Here is an 11,820-nt window from a genome sequence, read left to right as displayed (position 1 = left end):
GCCACGGCCGAGATCCTGAGGGTCATCAGCACTTCGCCGACGAATCTCCAGCCCGTGCTGGACACGGTCGTCGCCAGCGCCGCGCGCTTTTGCGGAGCCTACGACGTGATTCTGTTCCAGGTCGAGGGGGACAACCTTCGGTTTCCCGCCCATTACGGTCCGATCCCCGGTCCCGCGGGCTCCTCGATCCCACTCGTGCGGGGCTCCGTCGCGGGGCGCACCGTGCTCGAGCGGCGGGTAGTTCACCTGGCTGACGTCCAAGCGGAGACTGAGGAGTTCCCTGACACGGCAGCCCGCGCCAAGGCTGAGGGCCACCGAACGACCGTGGGGGTTCCGTTGCTGCGGGAGGGGGCGGCCATCGGCGCGCTCGTGCTCCGTCGCACCGAGGTGGATCCGTTCGTGGACAAGCAGATCGCGCTGCTCCAGACGTTCGCCGATCAGGCCGTCATCGCCATCGAGAACGTGCGGCTGTTCAAGGAGCTGGAGGCGCGCAACCGCGACCTGACCAATGCCCTCGAGCAGCAGACGGCCACTTCCGACGTGCTCCGGATCATCGCCCAGTCGCCGACGGAACTGCAGCCGGTGCTGGATGCGATCGCGACGAGCGCCGTGCGCCTCTGTGTCGCGAGCGATGTCGTGATCGAGCGGCTGGAGGGTGACCGCTTTTACAATGCCGCCCACGCAGGCTCGCAGATGAAGGGCTTGGTGGGGCACCCCCTCCCCCTCACGCGCCGCTTCCCGGGAGGGCGCGCGGTTCTGGATCGCAGGCCGATCATCATCGACGACATCATGCTCATTGCCGAGAGCGAGTACCCCGACACGCTCGAGCTGCTCAAGCTCAACACGGTTCACAGCTGCGCAGAGATACCCCTGCTGAGCGAGGGCAAGTCGCTCGGTAACCTGGCCGTTCTGCGTGCGGAGGTTCGCCCCTTCACCGACGCGGAGGTCGCCCTCCTCCAGACCTTCGCCGACCAGGCCGTCATCGCCATCGAGAACGTGCGGCTGTTCGAGGAGCTGCAGGCACGGACGCACGAGCTCACCCAGTCCGTCGAGCAACTGACCGCGCTGGGCGAGCTCAGCCGGGCGGTCAGCTCGACGCTCGACGTGGAGACGGTGCTCCGGACAGTCGTGTCGCGGGCGCGGGATCTCGCCGGCGCCGACGGGTGCCTGATCTACGAGTACGACGCGACGACCGAGCAGTTCCATGTCCGGGCGACTGACAATCTCGAGGGGGACTTCGGCGAGGCCATGCGACGTATGCCCATCCGGAAGGGCGAAGGAGTCTCGGGACGCGCTGCGGAGATGCGGGAGCCCTTCCAGGTGGCCGACATCACGCAGCCGGGCATCTACGATAGCAGCGTGCGCGAGGTGGTCATCCGGGCCGGGTATCGGGCGGCGCTCTCCGTGCCGCTCCTGCGGGAGGATGAGGTCATCGGAAGCCTGATCCTCATCCGGAAGACGCCGGGCGAGTTCTCGGCGGAGATCATCGAGGCGCTCAAGACTTTCGCGACCCAGTCGGCGCTGGCCATCCAGAACGCGCGCCTCTTCCACGAGATCGAGGACAAGGGCCGGCAGCTCGAGGTCGCGAGCCGACACAAGTCCCAGTTCCTGGCCAACATGAGCCACGAGCTCCGCACGCCGCTCAACGCGATCCTGGGCTACACCGAGCTCCTCCTCGACGGCATCTATGGCGCGCTGCCCGAGAAGGCCGGCGAGACCATGGCGCGCATCGACCGCAGCGGTCGCCACCTCCTCGCGCTGATCAACGACGTCCTCGACCTCTCCAAGATCGAGGCGGGGCAGCTCACGCTCTCGCTGGCCGACTACTCGCTGACCGAGGTCATCCACACTGTGGTGACGGCCGTCGAGCCGCTGGCCGCGGAAAAGGGGCTCGGGCTCAGGGTCGCGCTCGAGCCGGACCTCCCGCTCGCCCGGGGCGACGACCGACGGATCAGCCAGGTGCTCCTGAACCTGGTCGGTAACGCCGTCAAGTTCACCGATGCGGGCGAGGTACGAATCGAGGCCAAGGCCTCGGACGGCAGCTTCCTGATCTCCGTGTCCGACACGGGCCCGGGCATCGCCACGGAGGACCAGGGGCGCATCTTCGAGGAGTTCCAGCAGGCCGACACCTCGAACACGCGGAAGAAAGGGGGCACGGGGCTGGGTCTCTCCATCGCGAAGCGCATCCTCGCGCTTCACGGCGGGCGGATCTGGGTCGCGTCCACGCCGGGGATGGGCTCGACCTTCTCCTTCACGCTGCCCGTGCGCGTCGAGCGGATGGCGGAGGCCTCATGAGCCGGCGCATCCTGCTGATCGAAGACCACGAGGACAACCGCCGGATCGTCCGCGACCTCCTCACGCCGGCGGGCTACGAGGTGATCGAGGCGGTGACGGGCGAGGACGGCGTGACCATGGCCGGGACCCATCGACCCGATCTCATCCTGATGGACATCCAGCTCCCGGGGCTCGACGGCTACGAAGCCACGCGCCGGATCAAGGCCAATCCGGCGCTTCGCGCGATCCCCATCATCGCCGTCACCTCGTACGCCTTGAGCGGCGACGACGTCAAGGCGCGCGAGGCCGGCTGCGACGCCTACGTCACGAAGCCCTTCAGCCCCCGGGCCCTCCTGGCCAAGATCCGCGAGTACGTGCCGTGAGGACACCGCCCCGCATCCTCATCGCAGACGACAACCCGATGAACCTCGACATCCTCCAGACGCGCCTGGCCGTTCACGGCTACGAGATCCTCACGGCGGTGGACGGGGAGGCGGCGCTCGCCCTTGCGCGCGAGAAGCAGCCAGACTTGATCCTGCTGGACGTCATGATGCCCAAGCTGGACGGTCTTGAGGTCTGCCGCCGTCTCCGCAAAGACCCGGCGCTCCCATTCATGCCGATCATCCTCGTCACGGCTCGCACCGATTCCAAGGACGTAGTGGCCGGGCTCGAGGCGGGCGGCGACGAGTATCTGACCAAGCCCGTGGACCAGGCGGCGCTCGTGGCGCGGGTCAAGTCCATGCTCAGGATCAAAGCGCTCCACGACACCGTCCAGGAGCAGGCGGCGCATCTCGAGTCCCAGGCGGGCGAGCTCAGCGTCCTCAACCGGACTCTGGAGGATCGGGTCACGGACCAAGTGCGACAGCTCGAGCGGCTCGGGCGGCTCAAGCGCTTCTTCTCCCCCCAGCTCGCCGAGCTGATCGTGGCCGGCGGCGCCGACGACCCGCTCCAGACCCACCGCAGGGAGGTGACGGTCGTCTTCCTGGACCTCCGGGGGTTCACCGCATTCGCGGAGACCGCCGAGCCCGAGGAAGTGATGACCGTCCTGCGCGAGTACCACGCCGAGATGGGCAAGCTGATCATGGAGCACGAGGGCACCCTCGAGCGCTTCACGGGGGACGGCATGATGATCTTCTTCAACGACCCTCTGCCGCTGCCGAACCCGGCCGAGCGCGCGATCCGCATGGCCGTGGCCATGCGTGAGCGGGTCAATGGTCTCAGCGCGGGCTGGCGCAAGCGGGGCTACGACCTCGCGCTGGGCGTGGGGATCACCGAAGGCTACGCCACTATCGGCGCCATCGGCTTCGAAGGGCGCTGGGACTACGGCGCCATCGGCACGGTCACCAACCTGGCCGCGCGCCTCTGCGGCGAGGCCCAGGGCGGCCAGATTCTCATCTCATCACGAATGGCCGGGGCGCTGGAGGATCTGATCGAGTGCCAGGAGGTCGGTGCGCTCAGCCTCAAGGGCCTGCTCAGGCCCGTCCCGACCTTCAAGGTCATCGGCTTGAAGGAGGTCAGACCTTGAATTGCCACGTTCGAATGGGTATCGAAGCGCGGCGGCGGCGCGCTGCCGGATTTCAAGACCTGACCCCGGCCATCAAGATCCCGGATGTCTTCGTGGTGGGCTACGGTCTCGATGCCCAGGAGCAGTATCGCAATCTGCCCTGTCTCGCCCGTCTCGCCTAGAGAGCACGCCTAGCCTGGACTATTCGTGAAGGAGACTCTCTCGTCGTACGGCCCCCTGATTTACTCAGCCCTCGCCTCGCGGCGGCGCCGCTCAGCTCGAAGTGCGGCCCTCTCCCCCGCGGCGGGGGAGAGGGATGAGAGAACACTCTCGCTACGCTCCTCTCTTGAGCCCTCTCCCCCAGTGGGGGAGAGGGCCGCACTTCGAGCCGAGACGCCCGCCTCGGGCGACGAGGCGAGGGCTGAGTCGGTGAGGGGGTCAGGTGTTCGCGCATAAACCGGGCAAGAGGGCCGGCTTGACGACGTCGAGCATCCCGGCAGAGACTGCGCCGATGCCCTTTCGCCTGGTCTCCGGGATCGCGGCCCCCGGCTTGACGCTCGTCATGGTCGGCCTGCTCCTGCTGTCTCCGGTGCGGGCGGGGGCCGCCGACCCCGAGGTCGGCCAGACCGTAGCCAGCGATGTCTACGCCTTCGGCGGCGGCGTCGATGTCCAGGCCGATGTCGAGGGCGATCTGGTGGCGGGGGGAGGCCGCGTCGTCAACGGCAAGCGCGTGCAAGGCAATCTCATGGCGGCCGCGGGCTCCGTGGTGATCGGGGGCACCGTGATGCGGAATGTGCGGGCGGGGGGCGGCGCCGTCACCATCAGCGGGCGCGTCGTGCGCAACCTGAATGCGGCCGGCGGCACCGTGGTGGTCACCCCCGAGGCCGTCATCGAGGGACGCGCTCGTCTGGTCGGGGGCGAGGTGCGCATGGCCGGCACCATCGTGAAGACCCTCTACGCGGCGGGCGCCGTCGTGGTCCTCGGGGGCGAGGTGCAGGGCGACGTCGAGCTCGTGGCCCAGGAGGTCGAGGTGCTGCCCACGGCCCGCGTGAAGGGCAGCCTCACGTACTGGAGCCCTCGCGATGCCCGCATCTCGACCCAGGCCAAGATCGAGGGCGCGATCACCCACAACCTGCCCGAGCTGCCGCGCACGCTGGCCCGAACGGGGACGGCGCTCGTCACCGTCTCGCGGCTCCTGTTCATGGCCGGGCTCATCGTGACGGGCATCGTGCTCTACCTGCTCTTCCCGCGCTTCACCCTCCTGGCCTCGCAGACCATCGGCTCGGATCCTCTCAAGAGCCTCGGACTCGGGGCCCTCCTCTGCGTCGCCGTCCCCGTGGCCGCCATTCTGACCATGTTCACCATTCTCGGCATTCCGCTCGGGCTCATCCTCTTTCTCGCCTACCTCGCCTCGCTCCTGATGGGCTTTCTCGTGACCGCCTTCTTCCTGGGCGACGTGGGCGCCCGCGCCTTCCTGCCGCGCTTTCGGCACTCCAAGCCGATGCGCGTGCTGTGCCTGGTGGTGGCCCTGGGGGTCATGGCTCTGGTAAATCAGCTGCCCTACGTGGGCGGAGCCCTCATGGCGGTGGCGGTGCTGATGGGTCTGGGCGCCCTGAGCCTGGACATCTGGCGCCACTGGGTTGATCCGGAGGCCATCGAGGAGAGTGAGGCCGTCCTCCTTCGCGAGCGGCATCGAGACACCACCGCATGATCGGTAAGCCTTTGACCCGGCTCGGCGCGCAGGGGCTGCTCACGGGGAACGGCCGCTTCGTCGGAGACGTGCGCCTGCCCGCCATGGCCGAGGCGGCGGTGCTGCGCTCGCCGCATGCGCATGCGCGTATCGTCGGGATCGACGCGCGGGGAGCCCTGGCCATGCCGGGTGTCCTCGCTGTCCTCACCGGCGCCGATGTTCCCGAGACAGCCGTCATTCCGAATCGCGTGCCCGCCCCCGAGGGCACCGCCACGTTTCTGCAGCCCGCCATCGCCCGCGGCGTCGCGCGCTATGCCGGGGAGCCCGTCGCGCTCGTGGTGGCGGAGAGCCGCTACCTGGCCGAGGATGCCCTCGAGCGCATCGCCGTCGAGTACGAGCCCCTGTCCGCGGTGGTCTCGGCCGAGGCCGCCCTCGCCGCGGGGGCGCCGCGCCTCTTCCCGTCGAGCGCGTCCAACAATGTCGCCCTCATCCAGATGCGAGTGGGTGATGGCGAGAGGGGACTGGAGGGATCCGCCCTGCTCGTGCGCGAGCGCTTTCGCCACGCGCGCCAGACCGCGGCCGCCGTCGAGACGCGCGGGCTCGTGGCGGTGCCCCCGGGCGTCACCGGCGGCGAGATGCACCTGATCGGGTCCACGAAGTGCATCCACATCAACCGCAATATCCTGGCGCCCATCTTCGGCATGCCCCCGGGCGCCCTCCGGCTCACCGAGGTCGACGTGGGGGGCGGCTTCGGCGTCCGCGGCGAGCTCTACCCCGAGGACATTCTGGTCCCGCTGGCCGCCCTCAAGGTCCGCCGCCCCGTGCGCTGGGTCGAGAGCCGGCGCGAGAACCTGACCGCGGCCAACCACGCCCGCGAGGCCACCTACGATCTCGAGATCGGCTTCGAGGCGGACGGACGGATCCGCGCCATGCGCGTGGTCATCCACGCCGACATCGGCGCCTACGTGCGGACGGCGGCACTCCTGCCCGCCGAGTTCGGCGCCGCGCTTCTCCCCGGGCCCTATCGCGTGCCTCACTACGTCTGCGATCTCTGGAGCGTGGTCACCAACAAGACCCCGGTGGGCACGCTCCGCGCGCCGGGGCGACCCGAGTGCAACTTCGCCCGCGAGCGGCTCATGGACGCGGCGGCTACGCGGCTCGGCCTCGATCCCGCGGAGATCCGCCGCCGCAATCTGCTCGTGGCCGCCGACATGCCCTACGATTGCGGCACCGTCTCCTTCGGGGTGCCCACCGTCTACGACTCGGGAGACTTCCCCGCGCTCTTCGCGAGCCTCCTCGAGCGGCTCGGCTACGACGCCGCCCGCGCCGAGCAGCGCGCCCTCGCCGGCCGGGGCATCCGGCGCGGCATCGGGCTCGCCATGTACGTGGAGAAGACCGGGCTCGGGCCCTTCGAGACCGCCCGCGTCGAGGCCCGCCCCGACGGCCGCTTCACCGTGGACACCGGCGCCTCGTCCATGGGCCCGGGGCTCGAGACGGTGCTCGCCCAGATCCTCGGAGGCGCCCTCGGGCTCCCCGCCGATCGCTTCGAGGTGCGCCACCCGGATACGGCCGCCGTGGAGAGCGGCGTCGGCACCTATGGCTCGCGGGCCACGGTCACCGCCGGCAATGCCGCGCAGATGGCGGGCGACAAGCTCATCGCGGAAGCGCGGCGACGAGCCGCGGAGGCGCTCGGCGTCGCCGAGGATTCGGTCAGCTACGAGGCCGGCCGACTCTCCGCCAACGGCCGCTCGCTGACCCTCGGCGAGCTCGCGACACGGCAGTCCCTGGCCGTGGACGCCTCCTTCAAAGTCCCCAAGGTCACCTATGCCGGCTGCGGCGTCGCCGTCATCGCCGACGTCGATCCCGAGACCGGTGTCGTCACGCTGCGCCGCGTGGTGGTCGGCGCCGATGTGGGCCGCGCGGTCAACCCGCGTCTCGTCCAGGACCAGCTCGTGGGGGGCGCGGCCTTCGGGATCGGCAACGCGACGCACGAGAGCCTGCGCTACGACGGGGCGGGCCAGCTCCTCACGGGCTCGCTCCTCGACTACGCGCTGCCGAGCGCGGCCGACATGCCCGTGATCGACGCGTTCTTCCAGGAAGTGCCGGCGCAGACCAACCCCCTCGGCCTCCGCGGCGTGGGGGAGTGCGGCAATCCGGGCCTCGGCGCCGCCATCGCCAATGCCGTGTGCGATGCCCTGCGCGAGCTCGGCGTCGGCCTCAGCGAGATTCCCGTTACCCCGGCGCGGGTGCGCGCCGCCGTCGAGGCGGCCACGGCGGGAGCCACCGCCACGCAGCCCTAGTGGACATCGACGCTGCCATGTCCTTCCCGGCCACTCTTTACGTGTCGCCCATGGGTTCTGGCTGACCCACGCACCGTCCCCGTCTACTTGACTCCGTAGCTCTCGTAGAGACGATCGATGGCACCGCTCTCATCGAGCTTGCGCACGAAGCGATCGTCGGCGAGGTCCTCGATCTTCACGCTGAGCACCTTGGGGTCGTTGAGCGCCATCACCCGCTGCATGTTCCGCATCGCGGTGATCGAGGCGTATGGCTTGCGGTTCGCCCGCGACAGGAAGTTTCGGTACCCGCTCTCGGCCGCGGCGGGCGCCGAGATCTTCATGCGGGCCATCAGCGTCTTCCGAACGATCTCTTCATTCCGTGGCGCAAGGCTGAAGCCGATGCCCTCGACCAGCCCGGCCACGACCTTCTCGACCACGTCCGGGTGTTGACGAGAGTACGCGCCGGCGACGACCAGCGCGCTTTGCACACCCGAGATATTTGCCGGGTACATGTCCAGGAGCAGCGAGAAGCCTTTGCCCCTCAGCTGGGCGCTCTGACCGGGATCGATCACCACCGCGTCGATTCCCCCGGCCTCGAGCGCTTGCACGAGCTGCGGCACGTTCCCGATCTCGACGAAGCTGATTCCGTCCCGCTGAGGATCCAGTCCGAGGTGGTCCAGGGCCAGGATCGAGTGGATCCAGGCGTCCGTGCCTAGCCGGTTGACGCCCAGCCGCTTTCCGCGAAGGGCATCCGCCGTCTTGATGTCACGCCCGGCCACCAGGTGGCCGGTCACGCGAGGGGCATCCAGCGTAACCAGCACCTTCAGATCTCGTCCCTCGGACGCCGCGGATATCGCCGCGGGGATGCCAATGACGCCAAAGGGAATGTCCCCTGCGATCCGGCGGGAAGCGTCCACGCCCTCCACAATGAGAAGCTCCACGTCGATCCCCTGCCTCGCGAAGAGTCCCTGCTCGTGCGCGATCCAGAGCGGGAGGTGGCTCGAGCTCACGATGAGATTGGCGATCGAGACCTTCGTCTGCGCAGAGATGGCCTGGGCACCGGGGAGAAGCCAAAGAAGAGCAATGGAAACAGGCCAGCGCCAAAACGGATTCATCTTTATCCGTTTCATGACGATCCCTCGTCGAATGATGCCCCGCTCTGCTGGCGAACGCCCAGGCTGAGCGGCCGGCGTCGAGCCGGGCCACTCCAGCCTGCTGTTAGCCGGAGGTCGAACCACCGCGGCTTAGAACCACGGTTCAAGATCGAGAATCGTTGCATCCATCGATTTGGCCGCCCGCGTTGGGTCAAAATATTCCCGGAGGTATGTGATCTTATCGCCAGCGGCACGCAGGAACACGACGTACTCTTGACGGTAGATGCGGCCGGTGGGCTTGATCAAAGCTTCGGCCTTGACTTGTGCCACGGCGGCTTGCGGGTCTGTAAACGCGTAGACCTTTGGATCGATGAAGCGAAAGTTTTCGACCGCTCTCAGGAACCATCTAACGTGATGAAGCACCTCGTCGCGGCCCGAGAGCTTTGCCGGATGGCCGATGGCGGGTGCGTAAGCTAGTTCCCACAAAATGTTGTCGGCGATCAGCCTTTGCCACTGCTGGTGATCGTCGACCAGTGTCTGAATGTGTCGTTGCAAGAGCTCAGCTGCGATACTCATCCGAATCCTCCTGAGTGAGATGCCCGTTGCGGTGAGCGGCTAGCGCTCAGGCTGAGCGGCCGGCGTCGAGCCGGTCCGCTCAAGCCTGCTGTTATGCCGCCACTCTGAAGCTGGCCACCAGTGCATAGCTTCCGACGTCTTCAGCGTGTCCAGTCACTCGATGACCTCGTCTGCCCGCACCCGCAGCGACGCCGGGATCGTCAGCCCAAGCGCTTTCGCGGTCTTGAGGTTCAGAACTAACTCGAGCTTAGTCGGCTGCACGATCGGGAGGTCCGCCGGCTTCTCACCTTTGAGAATCCGGCCCGTGTAGGTGCCTGCCTCACGGTACGCGTTGGTAATACTGCTCCCGTAGCTCGCCAGGCCGCCAAGTGCGACGAACTCACGCCATTGGTAGATCGCGGGAACCGCACGCCGTGCTGCCAGCGCCACGAGCTTTTCGCGTTGGCTGTCAAAGAACGGATCGCCGCTTACGAGGAGCCCGGCTGCCCGCCGTCGGACAAGCGTCGCGAAGGCCGCGTCGAGGTCGCGCTCTGTGTTGGCCTTTAGGATATGGACTTGCAGTCCAAGTACGCGTGCTGCATCGAGGACGTCTCTCGTTTCGGGCTCAAAGTAAGGGCTCGTCGGATTTGCGAGCATCCCGATGACAGCGGCTGTGGGCACTAACTCGCGAAGCAGCTGCAGTCGCTTCGGCGCGAGCGCGACCGTGATCATACTTACGCCTGTCACGTTGGTGCCATGCCGGCTCAGACTGGGAACGAGACCAAACGCAACCGGATCGCCGGCGCTGACGACGACAATAGGGATTGTTGATGTCGCCGCCTTTGCCGCCAGTCCTGAGTGAATGCCACCAACCGCTGCGATCACGGCCACGCGGCGCTTGACGAGATCGGCTGCGAGACCTGGCAGTCGATCGTAATGAAAATCTGCCCAGCGGAACTCGATCGCCACGTTCTGGCCTTCGGCATAGCCGGACTCTTTCAGACCTTGGCGAAAGGGCGTGGTGACATAGTCAGCCTCCTGAGCTGACCTGGTGCTGAGGAATCCGATCACTGGGGTGGCGCGCGGCTGCGCGCGAGCCTCGAGCGGGCACGCAGCAGCCATTCCGCCGAGCACCGTCATGAATTCGCGGCGCCTCATCGACATCCTTGCCGTCGCCTCATTCCGTTGTCGGCATAACGCCCGCGCTCAGCGGCCGGGTGCGAGCAACGCGAGCCCCGGACCGCTGGAGCGTGATGTTGGGCAGCCGCAATCACTCAATGACCTGATCCGCTCGCAGCACAAGCGACGGCGGAATCGTCAGCCTCAGTGCCTTGGCGGTCTTCAGGTTGATGACGAGCCCGATCTTCACCGGCTGCTCGATAGGCAAGTCGCCCGGCTTAGCGCCCTTGAGAATCCTGTCCACGTAGACCGCCGCCCGGCGGTAATTGTCCGGGATGTCCGGCGCGTACTCGAGCAGGCCTCCCGCCCTGGCGAAGCCCGTCTCACCTGCGATGGTCGCCAACCGGTGGCGAAGCGCGAGGGCCCCGATGCGTGAGCGCTCCCCTGCGAACAGCGCCGCCTGGCCGAGGACGACGGCGCCGACCCGGGCGCGGGCAGCCTCGTCGAACGCCTTGTCGATCTCCGTGCCGTCTCGGACGATGCGGCTGAGCGCGATATGTAGTCCGAGGGCGCGAGCCGCCGCCTCACTTTCTCGCAGCACCCGCCGCTCCGCCTCCGTCAATGGCTGCGAGAGCAGCGCGATGCGGGCGAGCGACGGCACGGCGCTCTTGATCAGCTCCAGCCGCTTGGCAGTCAGCTCCGGGGTTAGGAGCGTGAGCCCGGTGACGATGCCGCCTGGATGCGCGAGACTTGTCGCGTAGCCGTCCTCTACGGGGTAATTGAGGGTAGGGCTCACGAGGGGAACCGTCGACGCGACCTGCATCACCGCGCGGGTGGCGGCTCCAGAGCCGGACACGAGTATCTCCGCTCCAGAGCGAAGCACATCGGCGACCACGGTCGGCCAGTGCTCCGGCCCGCGCTCGTTCCATCGCTCTTCGAGCATCACGTTCTTTCCATGGACGTAACCGAGAGCCTGCAGGCCCTCTCTGAGAGCTTGGGCAGCCTCGAGCGGTGTCCCCTGTTGGACACCTGGCATGAGGACGACGACACGAGGAAGTCTCCCGGCAGGCTGGGCATGGACGACCGCCGTGCCGGTCGACAAGCTGCAGGCGGCATACGGCGCGGCGCCCAGTGCCAGCCCAGCGAGGAACGTCCTCCGGTTCATTCGATCAGCTGGCCCGCGCGCAGCAGGAGCGTGGGCGGCATTGCGCGCCCGAGCCCTTTCGCCGTCTTTGGGTTGATGACCTGGTCGTTCCGGGCAGGCGATCCACCGTAAACCAATGACGACCCGATAGCCTCTGGTTC

The 11,820-nt window shown here is 67.8% G+C and carries 10 protein-coding genes; 6 read left to right on the top strand and 4 right to left on the bottom strand.

All coding sequences use genetic code 11. From position 1 onward, the window contains the following. The 6 genes from VGT00_14815 to VGT00_14790 form a co-directional block, all read left to right on the top strand. A partial coding sequence (locus tag VGT00_14815) for a GAF domain-containing protein (GenBank protein ID HEV8532690.1) occupies positions 1-2,295 on the top strand: 2,295 nt, incomplete at its 5' end. Further along, positions 2,292-2,657 carry a response regulator gene (locus VGT00_14810; GenBank protein ID HEV8532689.1) on the top strand — a complete coding sequence of 122 codons (366 nt, stop codon included), beginning with the start codon at positions 2,292-2,294 and terminating at the stop codon, positions 2,655-2,657. The genes VGT00_14815 and VGT00_14810, both read left to right, overlap by 4 nt. Further along, positions 2,654-3,799: a response regulator gene (locus VGT00_14805; protein ID HEV8532688.1), complete on the top strand. Its 1,146-nt coding sequence runs from the start codon at positions 2,654-2,656 to the stop codon at positions 3,797-3,799. The genes VGT00_14810 and VGT00_14805 overlap by 4 nt, the downstream gene beginning before the upstream one ends. Continuing rightward, on the top strand, positions 3,796-3,960 hold the full coding sequence (locus tag VGT00_14800) for a hypothetical protein (GenBank protein ID HEV8532687.1): 165 nt from the start codon (positions 3,796-3,798) through the stop codon (positions 3,958-3,960). Before VGT00_14805 ends, VGT00_14800 begins: the two co-directional genes overlap by 4 nt. A 329-nt stretch (positions 3,961-4,289) precedes the next feature. Then, on the top strand, positions 4,290-5,489 hold the full coding sequence (locus VGT00_14795; protein ID HEV8532686.1) for a polymer-forming cytoskeletal protein: 1,200 nt from the start codon (positions 4,290-4,292) through the stop codon (positions 5,487-5,489). After that, complete coding sequence (locus tag VGT00_14790) at positions 5,486-7,768, top strand: xanthine dehydrogenase family protein molybdopterin-binding subunit (GenBank protein ID HEV8532685.1); 2,283 nt, start codon at positions 5,486-5,488, stop codon at positions 7,766-7,768. Before VGT00_14795 ends, VGT00_14790 begins: the two co-directional genes overlap by 4 nt. Positions 7,769-7,851: 83 nt before the next feature. Here VGT00_14790 and VGT00_14785 read toward each other — a convergent pair whose 3' ends face one another. The 4 genes from VGT00_14785 to VGT00_14770 form a co-directional block, all read right to left on the bottom strand. Further along, positions 7,852-8,877 (bottom strand): ABC transporter substrate-binding protein, encoded by a 1,026-nt coding sequence (locus VGT00_14785; GenBank protein HEV8532684.1) that lies wholly within the window; start codon positions 8,875-8,877, stop codon positions 7,852-7,854. Between the two features lie 114 nt (positions 8,878-8,991). Further along, positions 8,992-9,417 carry a nuclear transport factor 2 family protein gene (locus tag VGT00_14780; protein ID HEV8532683.1) on the bottom strand — a complete coding sequence of 142 codons (426 nt, stop codon included), beginning with the start codon at positions 9,415-9,417 and terminating at the stop codon, positions 8,992-8,994. Between the two features lie 153 nt (positions 9,418-9,570). Then, positions 9,571-10,536, bottom strand: a complete 966-nt coding sequence (locus VGT00_14775) for an ABC transporter substrate-binding protein (GenBank protein HEV8532682.1) — start codon at positions 10,534-10,536, stop codon at positions 9,571-9,573. A gap of 130 nt (positions 10,537-10,666) precedes the next feature. Beyond that, a partial coding sequence (locus VGT00_14770) for an ABC transporter substrate-binding protein (protein ID HEV8532681.1) occupies positions 10,667-11,820 on the bottom strand: 1,154 nt, incomplete at its 5' end.

The organism is Candidatus Methylomirabilota bacterium (assembly GCA_036002485.1).
Taxonomy (GTDB): domain Bacteria; phylum Methylomirabilota; class Methylomirabilia; order Rokubacteriales; family CSP1-6; genus AR37.
This window is presented reverse-complemented; position numbering and strand designations above follow the sequence as displayed.

Bases quoted from the DNA above. Each gene is read 5' to 3' on its own strand.
- VGT00_14810 (HEV8532689.1), top strand. From the start codon at position 2,292: ATGAGCCGGCGCATCCTGCTGATCGAAGACCACGAGGACAACCGCCGG.
- VGT00_14795 (HEV8532686.1), top strand. From the start codon at position 4,290: ATGCCCTTTCGCCTGGTCTCCGGGATCGCGGCCCCCGGCTTGACGCTC.
- VGT00_14790 (HEV8532685.1), top strand. From the start codon at position 5,486: ATGATCGGTAAGCCTTTGACCCGGCTCGGCGCGCAGGGGCTGCTCACG.
- VGT00_14785 (HEV8532684.1), bottom strand. From the start codon at position 8,877: ATGAAACGGATAAAGATGAATCCGTTTTGGCGCTGGCCTGTTTCCATT.
- VGT00_14780 (HEV8532683.1), bottom strand. From the start codon at position 9,417: ATGAGTATCGCAGCTGAGCTCTTGCAACGACACATTCAGACACTGGTC.
- VGT00_14775 (HEV8532682.1), bottom strand. From the start codon at position 10,536: ATGACGGTGCTCGGCGGAATGGCTGCTGCGTGCCCGCTCGAGGCTCGC.